General features: G+C 43.6%; 12 protein-coding genes. All 12 read left to right on the forward strand.

The features are described from left to right. Positions 1–297 precede the first annotated feature (297 nt). Positions 298–669, forward strand: a complete 372-nt coding sequence (gene secE, locus AAEZ02_RS20510; RefSeq protein ID WP_101033685.1) for a preprotein translocase subunit SecE — start codon at positions 298–300, stop codon at positions 667–669. 10 nt (positions 670–679) lie between these two features. Next, complete coding sequence (gene nusG, locus AAEZ02_RS20515) at positions 680–1,231, forward strand: transcription termination/antitermination protein NusG (RefSeq protein WP_101033687.1); 552 nt, start codon at positions 680–682, stop codon at positions 1,229–1,231. 128 nt (positions 1,232–1,359) lie between these two features. Continuing rightward, on the forward strand, positions 1,360–1,788 hold the full coding sequence (rplK, locus tag AAEZ02_RS20520) for a 50S ribosomal protein L11 (protein WP_124013989.1): 429 nt from the start codon (positions 1,360–1,362) through the stop codon (positions 1,786–1,788). A 4-nt stretch (positions 1,789–1,792) separates the two neighbouring features. After that, complete coding sequence (gene rplA / locus AAEZ02_RS20525) at positions 1,793–2,494, forward strand: 50S ribosomal protein L1 (protein WP_101033691.1); 702 nt, start codon at positions 1,793–1,795, stop codon at positions 2,492–2,494. A gap of 273 nt (positions 2,495–2,767) precedes the next feature. Beyond that, on the forward strand, positions 2,768–3,268 hold the full coding sequence (rplJ, locus tag AAEZ02_RS20530) for a 50S ribosomal protein L10 (protein WP_101033693.1): 501 nt from the start codon (positions 2,768–2,770) through the stop codon (positions 3,266–3,268). Between the two features lie 54 nt (positions 3,269–3,322). Beyond that, positions 3,323–3,688, forward strand: coding sequence for a 50S ribosomal protein L7/L12 (rplL, locus tag AAEZ02_RS20535; protein ID WP_101033695.1), 366 nt, complete (start codon positions 3,323–3,325; stop codon positions 3,686–3,688). Between the two features lie 234 nt (positions 3,689–3,922). Next, on the forward strand, positions 3,923–7,954 hold the full coding sequence (gene rpoB / locus AAEZ02_RS20540; RefSeq protein ID WP_101033697.1) for a DNA-directed RNA polymerase subunit beta: 4,032 nt from the start codon (positions 3,923–3,925) through the stop codon (positions 7,952–7,954). 82 nt (positions 7,955–8,036) lie between these two features. Continuing rightward, positions 8,037–12,263: a DNA-directed RNA polymerase subunit beta' gene (gene rpoC / locus AAEZ02_RS20545; protein ID WP_351124799.1), complete on the forward strand. Its 4,227-nt coding sequence runs from the start codon at positions 8,037–8,039 to the stop codon at positions 12,261–12,263. A 176-nt stretch (positions 12,264–12,439) separates the two neighbouring features. After that, positions 12,440–12,814 (forward strand): 30S ribosomal protein S12, encoded by a 375-nt coding sequence (gene rpsL / locus AAEZ02_RS20550; protein WP_101033703.1) that lies wholly within the window; start codon positions 12,440–12,442, stop codon positions 12,812–12,814. 82 nt (positions 12,815–12,896) lie between these two features. Further along, positions 12,897–13,367: a 30S ribosomal protein S7 gene (gene rpsG / locus AAEZ02_RS20555; protein WP_101033705.1), complete on the forward strand. Its 471-nt coding sequence runs from the start codon at positions 12,897–12,899 to the stop codon at positions 13,365–13,367. Between the two features lie 78 nt (positions 13,368–13,445). Beyond that, positions 13,446–15,542 (forward strand): elongation factor G, encoded by a 2,097-nt coding sequence (fusA, locus tag AAEZ02_RS20560; RefSeq protein WP_351124802.1) that lies wholly within the window; start codon positions 13,446–13,448, stop codon positions 15,540–15,542. A gap of 69 nt (positions 15,543–15,611) precedes the next feature. Next, positions 15,612–15,838 (forward strand): GTP-binding protein (locus tag AAEZ02_RS20565; RefSeq protein ID WP_351079268.1); only part of this gene is annotated, 227 nt, incomplete at its 3' end.

Genomic DNA, 15,838 nt, shown 5'->3' on the forward strand with positions numbered 1-15,838 from the left:
CAGGTGTTGTAGCTAAAATTATCGCGTAATAGCGACTTTAGTGAACACTGAAAAAGGAAGCCTCGGCTTCCTTTTTTGTTTTTAGGGTGAAGTTGACAACAAAATTTGATTTTTTGATTGATTTTTTAACCATACCCTACCTGCATTGTTGCGAATAAAGCTGAATAAGAATACAATCTATGACCGATTTTGGACCCTGTGCTTATGCATTTTCTGGGAAAGTTCGGAAATGCGGATTTGGTAAATATGTTGTTTATCAAGCTAAGCTCAGGTCGTAGTGAGTAACGGAATTAACCGATGAAAACAAATATTGAAAACCAGAGTGATTCTTTGGATATCGTTAAGTGGGGCGTAGCAGCATTGCTAGTTGCTACTGCTGTTATAGGCAATCAATTTTATGCAGATGCTAATGTAGTGGCCCGTGTTGCTGGGGTCATTATTGCCTTTGCTATTGCAGGTGTCATTGCGCTGCAGACAAGCAAGGGTAAGCAGGCACAATCTTTTGCGCGTGAAGCACATATTGAAGTGCGTAAAGTTGTTTGGCCAACTCGCCAAGAGGCGCTAAACACTACTTTTATTGTACTTGCAGCTACTGCTGTAATGGCATTAATCCTTTGGGGATTAGATGCAATATTGTTACGAGTAGTCAATTTAATTACTGGCGTATAGGCATCTGAAAATGACTGAAGTTACAGAAGCGAAAAAAAGATGGTATGTGATCCAAGCTTTCTCGGGCTACGAAGGCCGTGTGCTTAAAACACTGCTCGAACATATCAGAATGCACAATATGGAAGAGTACTTCGGTGAGATCTTAGTTCCTACTGAAGAAGTTGTTGAAATGCGTGCCGGTCAACGTCGTAAAAGTGAACGTAAATTCTTCCCTGGTTATGTACTAGTCCAGATGGAAATGAATGATGATAGTTGGCACTTAGTCAAAAGTATTCCTCGTGTAATGGGCTTTATTGGTGGCACATCAGATCGCCCGTCACCGATTTCTGACAAAGAAGCTGACGCTATTCTTCAACGTCTTCAAGATACTGTTGAATCTCCAACTCATCGTATTATGTATGAACCTGGTGAAGTTGTTCGTGTGTGCGACGGTCCATTTGCAGACTTTAACGGTACTATTGAAGAAGTCGATTATGAAAAGAACCGTATTAAGGTTTCTGTGATGATTTTCGGTCGTTCAACACCAGTAGAATTAGATTTTCATCAGGTCGAAAAGAGCTGATTAAAATAAATACAAATAAATATTGTTTGCGAGTGTAGTTTTTTATATAATTCGCACCCGTTGTTTTCAGGGGAGCATATTGGCATGTCGCCAAAATGCGTTTGAACCCAAATTGAGGATATGTCGACATGGCAAAGAAAATTGAAGCTTATATTAAGCTACAAGTAGCAGCTGGCGCTGCAAACCCGTCTCCACCAGTTGGTCCTGCTTTAGGTCAAAAAGGTGTGAACATCATGGAATTTTGTAAAGCATTCAACGCTCGTACTGAAAAGTTCGAGAAAGGTATGCCGATCCCTGTTGTTATCACCGTTTATAGTGACCGTTCTTTTACTTTTGTAACTAAGACTCCACCTGCATCTTTCCTACTGCTTAAAGCACTAGGTCTGAAATCAGGTTCTGGCCGTCCTAATACTGATAAAGTAGGAACTATCAAGCGTAGCGCTGTTCAGGAAATTGCTGAATCTAAAGCCGCTGATATGACTGGTGCTGATATTGAAGCGATGACTCGCTCAATTGAAGGTACTGCACGTTCAATGGGTTTGGTAGTAGAGGATTAATATAATGGCAAAGCTAACTAAGCGCGGTCGCGTTATTCGCGAAAAAGTTGATGTAACAAAACAGTATGACATCAGCGAAGCTGTAATACTTTTAAAAGAATTAGCAACTGCTAAATTTGTTGAAAGTGTTGACGTTGCTGTTAACCTAGGTATCGATCCTCGTAAATCAGATCAAAACGTGCGTGGTGCTACTGTACTTCCACACGGTACTGGTCGTGACGTTCGTGTTGCTGTATTCACACAAGGTGCTAACGCTGAAGCGGCTAAAGCTGCTGGTGCAGAACTTGTGGGTATGGAAGATCTAGCTGCACAAGTTAAAGCTGGCGAAATGAACTTTGATGTTGTTATTGCCTCTCCAGATGCAATGCGCGTTGTTGGTATGTTAGGTCAAATTTTAGGCCCTCGTGGTTTAATGCCTAACCCTAAAACGGGTACAGTAACGCCAAATGTTGCTGAAGCCGTTAAGAATGCCAAAGCCGGTCAAGTTCGTTACAGAAACGACAAAAATGGTATTATCCATACAACTATCGGCAAAGTAACTTTTACTACCGAACAGTTGAAAGAAAACTTAGAATCGTTAGTGTCAGCACTGAAAAAGGCTAAGCCTGCAGTTGCTAAAGGCATTTACGTGAAAAAAATAAGCGTCTCTACCACTATGGGTGCAGGCGTTGCTATCGACCAGAGTTCTTTGGAAGAAGCGAAGTAATATACAAGGAGCGCGTATTAGTCTATAATACGCGCACTTTGTGGGTTGAAGCCGCTTTTATTCATTAATTTTCGAATTTTTGGATAATAGAGTCGGTTTCCGTCCAAGACCGCAGGTGTTAATCGTCAGATTGACTTAATTTCCAGCGTAGACGGTGTCAGGCCCCAGCTAAATTTTTTTACTGGAAATCTGCACCGTAAGTAATTAAACACATAGGTGTTTAATTTGGTAAATACTAGGGAATTCCCTAGGTAGAATCCAGGAGTAAAGCCAATGGCATTAAGACTCGAAGACAAAAAGGCAATTGTTGCTGAAGTCAACGAAGCTGCCAAAGGTGCACTTTCTGCAGTTGTTGCCGATTCACGCGGCGTGACTGTAGGTGCTATGACCGGTCTGCGTAAAGCTGCTCGCGAAAATGGTGTGTTTGTACGTGTAGTACGTAACACTCTTGCTCGTCGTGCAGTTGAAGGTACAGCTTTTGAGTGCCTAGCAGATACGTTCACCGGCCCAACTTTGATAGCTTTCTCTAATGTGCACCCAGGTGCAGCAGCGCGTCTTTTAAAAGACTTCGCTAAGGGACAAGCAAAATTTGAAGTTAAAGGTGCAGCTTTCGAAGGGATGTTTATCCCTGCAGCTGATATTGATCGTTTAGCGAAACTACCAACATACGAAGAAGCACTAGCTCAGTTGATGATGACTATGAAAGAAGCATCTGCTGGCAAATTCGTTCGTACATTGGCCGCCCTTCGCGATCAAAAACAAGACGCCGCTTAATTTTAAGCAGGCAGCTTAATAAAATTGAATTCAGAACAATAGGAAATATTTCTAATGTCTATCACTAAAGACCAAATCTTAGAAGCTTTCGCAGCAATGTCTGTAATGGAAGTTGTTGAACTAATCGAAGCTATGGAAGAGAAATTCGGCGTTTCTGCTGCAGCTGCAGTAGTTTCAGGCGGCGGCGAAGCTGCTGTTGTTGAAGAGCAAACAGAATTTGATGTAGTTCTTACATCATTTGGCGAAAACAAAGTATCAGTTATTAAAGCGCTTCGTAGCGCTACAGGTTTAGGCCTGAAAGAAGCTAAGACTATGGCTGAATCTTCTCCAATCGCAGTTAAAGAAGCTGTGTCTAAAGAAGAAGCTGCAACACTTAAAGCTAGTTTAGAAGCTGCTGGTGCATCTGTTGAAGTTAAGTAAGCTATAATTTAGCTTGCATCACCCAAGTAATTGGGTGAAGGCTGGCGGTTTTTTAACCGTCGGCCTTTTTTGCGCTTTATGCGCAGGCGATTTTTTTTCACCGTTTATCGCCAGTTTTAGCAGTCCCTAGCAGAGATTACTGGTTAGGTTCTTGCCATCAACGGTGATGGGCAAACGTGCTGATTTAATTATATTATTTCAGTCTTGGTCACATCTCGTAAGCAGAGGAAACCCATGGTTTACTCCTATTCTGAAAAGAAGCGTATTCGCAAAGACTTTGGTAAGCGTCCAAAAGTTTTGGACATTCCTTATTTATTGTCTATCCAGTTAGACTCTTTTAAGAAATTCACCGATCAGGACCCTACGGGTGAGCGTGGCTTTGAAGCCGCATTCCGTAGCGTTTTTCCTATCAAGAGCTTCTCTGGCTATTCTGAGCTTCAATATGTCAGCTACAAGCTAGGTGCGCCAGTTTTTGATGTGAAAGAATGTCAGATCCGCGGTGTTACTTATTCAGCCCCACTTCGCGTGAAATTACGCATGGTGTTGTTTGACCGTGAAGCTGCTGCTGGTACTGTTAAAGACATTAAAGAGCAAGAAGTCTACATGGGTGATATCCCCATGATGACTGATAACGGTACTTTCGTTATTAACGGTACTGAGCGTGTAATTGTGTCTCAGTTACACCGTTCTCCAGGTGTGTTCTTTGATCATGACCGTGGTAAAACCCACTCTTCTGGTAAGGTGCTGTATAACGCACGTATTATTCCTTACCGTGGTTCATGGCTTGACTTTGAATTTGATCCTAAAGATGCTCTATTCGTTCGTATTGACCGTCGTCGTAAATTACCGGCGACTATTATTTTACGTGCGCTTGAATATTCAACTCAAGATATCCTCGATTTATTCTTCGAGCGTATTGAGTTTAAGATTAAAAAAGACTCATTAGTAATGGCACTTGTGCCTGACCGTCTTCGTGGTGAAACTGCAGGCTATGACATTAAAGATGCTGAAGGCTCTTTACTCGTTGAAGCTGGCCGTCGCATTACTGCGCGTCATATTAAGCAACTTGAAAAAACCAACACTACTGAGCTAGAAGTACCAGTAGATTATATTGTTGGTAAATATGCTGCTCAAGACTACATCGATGAAGATACCGGTGAAGTGTTAGTGACAGCAAACAGCGAGATTAGCTTAGAAAATTTAGCTAACTTATCACTTGCTGGAATCAAGAATATTGATACTTTATTTATCAATGACCTTGATCATGGTGCTTATATTGCCGACACATTACGCATTGATTCAACAACTAACCGTTTAGAAGCGTTAGTTGAAATCTACCGTATGATGCGTCCTGGCGAGCCACCAACCAAAGATGCAGCTGAAGGTTTATTCCAAAATCTATTCTTCAGTGAAGAACGTTATGACTTATCTAAAGTAGGTCGTATGAAGTTCAACCGTCGTCTTGAGATTGCTGAAGACGAAGGTCGTGGCGTGCTGTCTAAAGAAGACATCGTTTGCGTTATGAAGAAAATCATCGAAATCCGTAACGGTAATGATGAAGTCGACGATATTGACCACTTAGGTAACCGTCGTATTCGTAGCGTGGGTGAGATGGCTGAAAACCAGTTCCGTGTTGGTTTAGTCCGTGTTGAGCGTGCTGTTCGTGAACGTCTATCTTTAGGCGATTTAAACGAGCTTATGCCACAAGACTTAATTAATGCGAAGCCAATTTCTGCGGCAGTGAAAGAATTCTTCGGTTCTTCACAGTTGTCACAGTTTATGGATCAAAACAACCCGTTGTCAGAAGTCACGCATAAGCGTCGTATTTCTGCGCTTGGTCCTGGTGGTTTGACTCGTGAACGTGCTGGTTTTGAAGTTCGTGACGTACATCCAACTCACTACGGTCGTTTATGTCCAATTGAGACCCCTGAAGGTCCAAACATTGGTCTAATCAACTCGTTAGCAAGTTTTGCGCGCACTAACTCTTACGGCTTTTTAGAAACACCTTATCGCAAAGTGATTGATGGTGTGATTACTGATGAAGTTGAATACTTATCAGCAATCGAAGAAGGCCGATATGTCATTGCTCAGGCTAACATCGAAATTGATGCTGATAACCGCATGGTTGAAGAGCAAATTGCTTGTCGTCACAAAGGTGAGTCAACCTTTATGCGTGCAGCAGATGTTCAGTATATGGACGTATCTCCACAACAGATTATTTCTGTTGCGGCATCATTAATTCCGTTCTTAGAACACGATGATGCTAACCGCGCATTGATGGGTGCAAACATGCAACGTCAAGCAGTACCTACTTTACGTGCTGATAAGCCGTTAGTCGGAACGGGTATTGAACGTACTCTTGCTGTTGACTCTGGTGTGGTTGTTGCTGCTAAACGTGGCGGTGTGGTTGATTATGTTGATGCTAGCCGTATCGTAGTTAAAGTGAATGAAGATGAGCTACACGCAGGTGAAGCGGGTATCGACATTTACAATCTAACTAAATATACCCGTTCAAACCAAAACACTTGTATCAACCAACGTCCTTGTTGTTCAGTTGGTGAGCCAGTGGTTCGTGGTGATGTATTGGCTGATGGTCCATCTACCGATTTAGGTGATTTGGCGCTTGGTCAGAACATGCGCATCGCATTTATGCCTTGGAACGGTTATAACTTCGAAGATTCGATCTTAATTTCTGAGCGCGTTGCGCAAGAAGATCGTTTCACCACTATCCATATTCAAGAGCTTTCTTGTATTGCTCGTGATACTAAATTGGGTAGCGAAGAAATCACTGCTGATATTCCAAACGTTGGGGAATCTGCTTTATCTAAATTAGATGAATCAGGTATCGTCTATATTGGTGCAGAAGTGAAGGGTGGCGACATTCTTGTGGGTAAAGTGACACCTAAGGGTGAAACACAGTTAACGCCAGAAGAGAAACTACTCCGAGCTATTTTTGGTGAAAAAGCTTCTGACGTTAAGGACAGCTCATTACGTGTTCCTAACTCAGTCAAAGGCACCATCATCGACGTACAGGTATTTACCCGTGACGGCGTTGAGAAAGACAAGCGCGCGCTTGAAATTGAAGATATGCACGTTCGCCAAGCTCGTAAAGACTTAGGTGAAGAGTTCAAGATCCTTGAAGAAGGTGTATTGGGCCGTGCTCGTAACTTGTTACTGTCTGTCGGTTACTCTGAGGCTAAGTTAGCTGAGATCCCACGTAAAGACGTATTAATTCAAGTTATCGACGATGAAACCAAACAAACTGAATTAGAGCAGTTAGCTGAACAGCACGAAGAGCTAAGAGCTGACTTTGATAAGACATTTGAAATCAAGCGTCGTAAGATCACCCAAGGTGATGACTTGGCTCCTGGCGTACTGAAGATTGTTAAGGTTTACCTTGCAGTTAAACGTACTATCCAGCCTGGTGACAAGATGGCGGGTCGTCATGGTAACAAAGGTGTTATCTCGAAGATTTGTCCTGTTGAAGACATGCCATACGATGAAGAAGGTAATCCTGTAGACATCGTACTTAACCCACTGGGCGTACCATCGCGTATGAACATTGGTCAGGTACTGGAAGTCCACATGGGCGCAGCAGCGAAGGGTATCGGTAATAAAATTACCGCTATGCTTGAAGAGCAGCGCGAAATTGCTGAACTTCGTGGTTACATCAAGCAGGTATATGAGTTAGGTGATGACGTGCTTCAGCGCGTTGATATCGATTCGTTCACTGATGATGAAGTGGTGCGCTTGGCGACCAACCTTAAAGGTGGTATTCCAATTGCTACACCAGCATTCGACGGTGCTAAAGAGAAAGAGATCAAGCAAATGCTTGCTCTTGCAGGCTTACCAGAGTCTGGCCAGTTGACATTATGTGACGGCCGTACCGGTAACGAATTTGAGCGTAAAGTAACCGTTGGTTACATGTATATGCTTAAATTGAACCACTTGGTTGATGATAAGATGCACGCTCGTTCTACGGGTTCGTACAGCTTAGTTACACAACAACCATTGGGCGGTAAAGCTCAATTTGGTGGTCAGCGTTTCGGTGAGATGGAAGTGTGGGCACTAGAAGCATACGGTGCTGCCTATACTCTACAAGAAATGCTAACAGTTAAGTCAGATGACGTTAACGGTCGTACTCAGATGTATAAAAACATCGTCGACGGTAACCATCAGATGCAACCGGGCATGCCTGAGTCTTTCAACGTATTGTTGAAGGAAATTCGTTCACTTGGTATTAATATCGAGTTGGACCAAGAGTAAGCATCGCACTTAAGCAATGTTTGGTAACCAAGGGTGCTTTGCATCAGCAAAGCACCTGGTTTAACTCCTTCAGGAGAGAAACGTGAAAGACTTATTAAAGTTTCTTAAGCAGCAAAGTAAGACTGAAGAATTTAACGGTATTAAAATTGGTTTGGCCTCGCCAGATCTAATCCGTTCTTGGTCTTTTGGTGAAGTAAAGAAGCCAGAAACCATTAACTACCGTACATTCAAGCCTGAACGCGAAGGTTTGTTCTGTGCGCGTATCTTTGGTCCAGTTAAAGATTACGAATGTTTGTGTGGTAAATACAAGCGTTTGAAGCATCGTGGTGTGATTTGTGAAAAGTGTGGCGTAGAAGTTACCCAGACTAAAGTGCGTCGTGAGCGCATGGGTCACATAGATCTGGCTAGTCCAGTTGCCCACATTTGGTTCTTAAAATCACTTCCGTCACGTATCGGCTTAATGCTGGACATGACGTTGCGTGATATTGAACGCGTACTGTATTTCGAATCATTTGTGGTGATCGAGCCGGGCATGACCACGCTTGAGCGCGGCCAAATGCTAACCGAAGAAACATATCTTGATGCGTTAGAAGAATACGGTGATGAGTTTGAAGCTAAGATGGGTGCCGAAGCAGTTCTTGAATTGCTACGTGCTATCAACTTAGAAGAACAGATCGAGCAAATGCGTGAAGAGTTGCCTTCAATCAACTCAGAAACCCGTCGCAAGAAGGTCACTAAGCGCCTTAAACTGATGGAAGCATTTTTCACATCTGGTAACAAACCAGAGTGGATGATCTTAAAAGTATTACCGGTTCTTCCACCTGATCTACGTCCATTAGTGCCGTTAGATGGTGGTCGTTTCGCGACATCAGATCTGAACGATCTATATCGTCGTGTTATCAACCGTAACAACCGCTTAAAGCGTCTGTTAGATTTAGCTGCGCCTGACATTATCGTACGTAATGAAAAACGTATGTTACAAGAGTCAGTTGATGCGCTATTAGATAACGGTCGTCGCGGTCGTGCTATTACCGGTTCTAACAAGCGTCCGCTTAAATCTCTTGCTGATATGATCAAGGGTAAGCAAGGTCGTTTCCGTCAGAACTTACTCGGTAAGCGTGTTGACTATTCAGGCCGTTCGGTAATTACCGTAGGTCCTACTTTACGTCTGCATCAGTGTGGTCTTCCTAAGAAGATGGCGCTTGAACTATTCAAGCCATTCATCTACGGCAAGTTAGAAGGTCGTGGTTTAGCGACTACTATTAAAGCTGCTAAGAAAATGGTTGAACGCGAACAGGCTGAAGTATGGGATGTGTTAGACGAAGTGATTCGTGAACATCCAGTCATGCTTAACCGTGCACCTACACTTCACAGACTGGGTATTCAAGCATTTGAACCTGTACTGATTGAAGGTAAAGCAATTCAATTGCATCCGTTAGTTTGTGCGGCATACAACGCCGACTTCGACGGTGACCAAATGGCGGTTCACGTACCATTAACGCTTGAAGCTCAGTTAGAAGCTCGTGCGCTAATGATGTCAACCAACAACATTTTGTCACCTGCTAACGGTGAGCCAGTAATTACTCCGTCTCAGGACGTTGTATTAGGTTTGTACTACACCAGTCGTGAGCGTGTTAACGGTCGCGGTGAAGGCATGGCTTTTTCTGATGTGTCTGAAGTAGAGAAAGCTTACGCTACTGGCGTTGCTGAATTACATGCTCGCGTTAAAGTGCGTATTACCGAAACGCATATTGCAGAAGATGGCGAAAGAACTAAAGCAACTCGTATCATTGATACAACTGTTGGTCGTGCTCTTTTATCATTAATTTTGCCTGAAGGCTTATCGTATGATTTGGTTAACCAAAACATGGGTAAGAAGCAGATCTCTAAGTTGTTGAACACCTGTTATCGTCAATTAGGCCTTAAAGATACCGTTATCTTTGCTGACCAATTGATGTATACCGGTTTCCGTTTTGCGACCATTTCTGGTGCCTCTGTTGGTATCGATGACATGGTTATTCCAGACGAGAAATACACCTTAGTAGCAGACGCTGAAGCTGAAGTGCTTGAAATTCAAGAGCAGTTCCAATCAGGTCTTGTTACCGCCGGTGAGCGTTACAACAAAGTAATTGATATCTGGGCAAGCGCTAACGAAAAAGTCTCGAAAGCGATGATGGAAAACCTGTCAATTGAGACAGTGATTAACCGTGATGGTGTTCCAGAGCAACAAGCATCGTTTAACAGTATCTATATGATGGCTGACTCGGGCGCTCGTGGTAGTGCGGCTCAGATCCGTCAGTTAGCCGGTATGCGTGGTCTGATGGCTAAGCCAGATGGCTCAATCATCGAAACCCCAATTGTGGCTAACTTCCGTGAAGGTCTTAACGTACTACAGTACTTTATTTCTACTCACGGTGCGCGTAAAGGTCTTGCCGATACCGCATTGAAGACGGCGAACTCGGGTTACTTAACCCGTCGTTTAGTAGACGTTGCACAATACTTAGTCGTTATTGAAGATGACTGTGGTATTGAACGTGGTCTAACAATGAAACCGCTTATTGAAGGTGGTGATGTTGTTGAACCATTACGCGAACGTGTTCTAGGTCGCGTGGTTGCTCTTGACGTAATGAAGCCTGGTACAGAAGAAGTGCTTGCTCCACGCAACACACTCCTTGATGAAGCATGGTGTAATACGTTAGAAGAACACAGTATCGATGAAGTTATTGTACGTTCAGTTATTACCTGTGATACAGACTTCGGTGTGTGTGCAGCGTGTTACGGACGTGACTTGGCTCGTGGTCATATTATTAACCACGGTGAAGCGATTGGTGTTGTAGCTGCGCAGTCAATTGGTGAACCTGGTACTCAGTTAACCATGCGTACGTTCCACATCGGTGGTGCGGCATCTCGAGCTTCTGCAGAAAACAACGTTCAAGTTAAGAACGCGGGTTCTCTGAAGTTACACAATGCTAAGCATGTTTCTAACATCGACGGTAAGCTCGTTATCGTATCTCGTTCTTCTGAATTAGCCATCATCGATGAGCTAGGTCGTGAGAAAGAGCGTTATAAAGTGCCTTACGGTACCGTATTAGAGAAATTGGAAGACAGTGAAGTTGCCGCTGGCGAAATTATCGCTAACTGGGATCCACATACTCACCCAATTATTTCTGAAGTGGCTGGTAGTGTTAAATTCGTTGATATGATTGACGGTGTCACCATGACACGTCAGACAGATGAATTAACCGGTTTATCTTCTGTCGTGGTGCTCGATGTTGGTGCGCGTACTTCAGCAGGTAAAGAATTACGTCCAGCAATTCGCTTAGTTGATGCAAACGGTAATGACTTAACGATCCCTGGTACAGAAGTACCAGCTCAATACTTCTTACCGGGTAACGCGATTGTGTCGAAAGACGATAACGCGAACATCAACGTTGGTGACCCATTAGCACGTATTCCACAAGAATCGTCTAAAACCCGTGATATCACCGGTGGTCTTCCACGTGTTGCTGACTTATTCGAAGCGCGTAAACCAAAAGAGCCTGCCATTCTTGCAGAAATCTCTGGTACGATCTCGTTCGGTAAGGAAACTAAGGGTAAACGTCGTCTAGTGATCACTCCAGCAGATGGTAGTGAACATTATGAAGAAATGATCCCTAAGTGGCGTAACTTAAACGTGTTCGAAGGTGAAAAAGTCGAACGTGGTGAAGTTATTGCAGACGGTCCAGAAGCGGCACATGACATCTTGCGTCTTCGTGGTATTCACAACGTAGCTAACTACATTGTGAACGAAGTACAGGACGTTTACCGTCTACAGGGCGTTAAGATCAACGATAAGCACATCGAAGTGATCATTCGTCAAATGCTGCGTAAGTGTTTAATCTCTTCAGCAGGCGATAGTGATTTCCTAGCGGGCGAACAAGCAGAAGTATCACGCGTGAAGATTGCTAACCGTGAGCTAGTCGCTCAAGGTAAAGCACCTGCAACGTTTGAGCGTGAATTACTCGGTATTACCAAAGCTTCTTTGGCGACTGAATCATTCATCTCTGCAGCCTCGTTCCAGGAAACCACTCGTGTGTTAACTGAAGCGGCCGTTGGTGGCAAGAGCGATCCATTACGTGGTCTGAAAGAAAACGTAATTGTTGGTCGTTTGATCCCAGCCGGTACTGGTTATGCTTATCACAAAACCCGTAACGAAGAACGTGCTAAAGTATTAAGTTCTCGTGGCAAAGTGGAAGCTACAACAGTAACCGCAAGCGAAGCTGAACAGAACCTAGCAGACCTACTAAACTTGGCTGGTAGCCAAGATTAAGTTAATGGTTTGTTAAAAAAGGCGCCATTGGCGCCTTTTTTATCGGAATATGCACGAAAAGTTGGCTATTTCTTGACAGGCAGCCATTACCTTTCTAAAATTCCGCGTCCCACCATTGTGGGATATAGATTTTTCACACCTTATTGTTGAGTTTAAATCAACTGTCGGAGCTATACATGGCAACTGTTAACCAGTTGGTACGTAAGCCACGCGCGCCAAAAGTCGAAAAGACTAATGTGCCTGCGTTGAACGCGTGCCCACAAAAACGTGGTGTTTGTACTCGTGTGTACACTACAACACCTAAAAAACCTAACTCTGCACTACGTAAAGTAGCTCGTGTGCGTCTAACTAACGGTTTCGAAGTCACTTCGTATATCGGTGGTGAAGGCCATAACTTGCAAGAACACAGTGTAATCCTAATCCGTGGTGGTCGTGTTAAAGACTTACCTGGTGTGCGTTACCACACTGTTCGTGGCGCATTAGACTGTGCTGGCGTGACTTCACGTCGCCAAGGCCGTTCTAAGTACGGTGCTAAGCGACCTAAGTCTTAACGTATTCCGTTTAAGTAAGGCCAAGCTAATATTTATTTGACATTCCAGTTTTGGAAATACCTGAAGCATACGGAGAATTAATATGCCAAGACGTCGCGTTGTAGGACAACGTAAAATCCTACCAGATCCAAAGTTTCACAGTGAGTTGTTGGCTAAGTTCATCAACGTCATTATGAAGGACGGCAAAAAGTCGACTTCAGAAAAAATTATTTACAAGGCATTAGATGTTGTCGCTGAAAAGAAAGGCGAAAATCATTTAAGTATCCTTGAAGCAGCTCTTGATAACGTTCGCCCATCAGTCGAAGTTAAATCTCGTCGTGTTGGTGGTTCTACTTATCAAGTACCATGTGAAGTTCGTCCAGTGCGTCGTAACGCACTAGCGATGCGCTGGTTAGTTGAAGCTGCTCGCAAACGTGGTGAAAAATCTATGGCTTTACGTCTAGCAGGTGAAATGCTAGATGCGTCTGACAACAAAGGTACTGCGGTTAAGAAGCGTGAAGACGTGCATCGCATGGCTGAAGCTAACAAAGCATTTGCCCATTACCGTTGGTAATATGATGGAGCGGACTTCGGTCCGCTCCATATTGTTGATATTGCTAAAACCAAAAGTTTTAGCTGAGAGGGTATAATAGTGGCTCGTACAACCCCAATTGAGCGTTATCGTAATATCGGTATTGTTGCTCATGTGGATGCAGGTAAAACTACCACAACAGAACGTGTTCTGTTCTATACCGGTATGTCTCATAAAATCGGTGAGGTGCATGACGGCGCCGCTACGACAGATTGGATGGTACAAGAGCAAGAGCGTGGTATTACTATCACATCTGCTGCAGTAACAACATTTTGGCGTGGCATGGATGCTCAATTCGCTGAACACCGTATTAATATCATCGATACCCCAGGTCACGTAGACTTTACAATTGAAGTCGAGCGTTCATTACGTGTTCTCGATGGTGCTGTAGTAGTATTTTGCGGCTCGTCAGGCGTTGAACCACAATCTGAAACTGTATGGCGTCAAGCAGATAAATACCACGTTCCACGTCTGGTGTTTGTTAACAAGATGGACCGTGCAGGTGCTGATTTTGACCGTGTAATAAATCAAATTCGTAACCGCCTTGGTGCGACTTGTGTACCAATACAATTAAACATTGGTGTAGAAGAGAACTTCAAGGGTGTTATTGATTTAATTAAGATGAAAGCCATTAACTGGTCTGAAACAGATCAGGGGCTGACATTTACTTATGAAGTCATTCCTGCAAATCTAGCGGCAAAAGCTGCAGAAATGCATGAGTATCTCGTGGAAGCAGCAGCTGAAGCCTCTGATGAACTGATGAACAAATACCTTGAAGAGGGTGAGTTATCAGAAGTAGAGATCAAAACAGCGTTGCGTCAGCGCACAATTAACAATGAGATCGTGTTAGCCACTTGCGGTTCTGCATTTAAGAACAAAGGTGTGCAAGCGGTACTCGATGCGGTAGTTGACTTTTTACCTGCACCTATTGATGTTCCTGCAATTACAGGCATTGATGAAAGCGAAAAAGAAGTCAAACGCCTACCAGATGACAATGCCCCTTTTGCGGCTTTAGCATTTAAAATTGCGACTGATCCATTTGTTGGTACACTGACCTTTATCCGCGTGTATTCAGGTGTACTTGAATCAGGTGCTGGTGTTTATAATTCTGTTAAGCAGAAACGTGAGCGAGTAGGTCGAATTGTGCAAATGCACGCTAATGACCGAACAGAACTGAAAGAAGTACGTGCTGGCGATATAGCGGCTGCTATCGGTTTTAAAGATGTAACAACCGGTGATACCCTTTGCGATAACAATCACAGAGTGATTCTTGAGCGCATGGAGTTCCCTGAACCCGTAATTACCATTGCCGTTGAGCCTCGTTCAAAAGCTGACCAAGATAAAATGGGGATTGCGCTGCAAAAACTAGCAGCAGAAGACCCGTCTTTCAAAGTTGAAACTGATGAAGAGTCGGCACAAACACTAATATCTGGTATGGGCGAATTGCATCTAGACATCATCGTTGACCGTATGCGTCGCGAATTTGGTGTAGAGTGTAACGTAGGTAAACCACAGGTTGCCTACCGTGAAACAATTCGTTCTAAAGTAGAAGTGGAAGGTAAATTCGTACGTCAATCAGGCGGACGTGGCCAATATGGCCATGTTTGGTTAAGAATTGAACCACTCGAAGAGGGTGCGGGCTACGAATTTGTTAACGAAGTTGTAGGTGGTGTAGTTCCTCGAGAATTCATTCCTGCCGTTGACAAAGGTATTCAAGAACAGATGAAGAATGGCGTATTAGCCGGCTACCCTGTACTTGATGTGAGAGTCAGTTTGTTTGATGGTTCATATCATGATGTGGACTCGAACGAAATGGCGTTCAAAATTGCAGGCTCTATGGGCTTCAAAAGGGGCGCGCTAGAAGCAACCCCTGTGTTGCTCGAACCTTGTATGAAAGTAGAAGTGACTACACCTGGAGATTATATGGGCGATGTTGTGGGTGATTTAAACCGCCGTCGTGGCATAATTGAAGGTATGGACGATGGCATCGCAGGTGTTAAACTTGTTCATGCAGTAGTGCCTCTATCTGAAATGTTTGGTTATGCGACTGATTTGCGCTCTGCATCTCAGGGTCGCGCTTCATACTCTATGGAGTTCTTGAAGTACGCAGATGCACCGCAAAACATTGCAAAAGCGATTATAGAATCTCGTAACTAATATTGGTTACGGCATCAATGTTATATTGCTCGAATTAATCGAGCACTTCTGAAAAGAAAGGAATATATCGTGGCAAAAGCTAAATTTGAACGTAATAAGCCTCACGTAAACGTGGGCACCATTGGTCACGTTGACCATGGTAAAACAACCTTAACAGCAGCAATTTCTGCCGTTTTGTCTAAGACATATGGTGGTGAAGCTCGTAACTTCGCTCAAATCGATAACGCTCCAGAAGAGCGTGAGCGCGGTATTACAATTAATACTTCTCACATCGAATATGACACACCATTACGTCA

Origin of the sequence: Shewanella sp. T24-MNA-CIBAN-0130 (genome assembly GCF_040310185.1) — a bacterium.
GTDB lineage: Bacteria > Pseudomonadota > Gammaproteobacteria > Enterobacterales > Shewanellaceae > Shewanella > Shewanella psychromarinicola.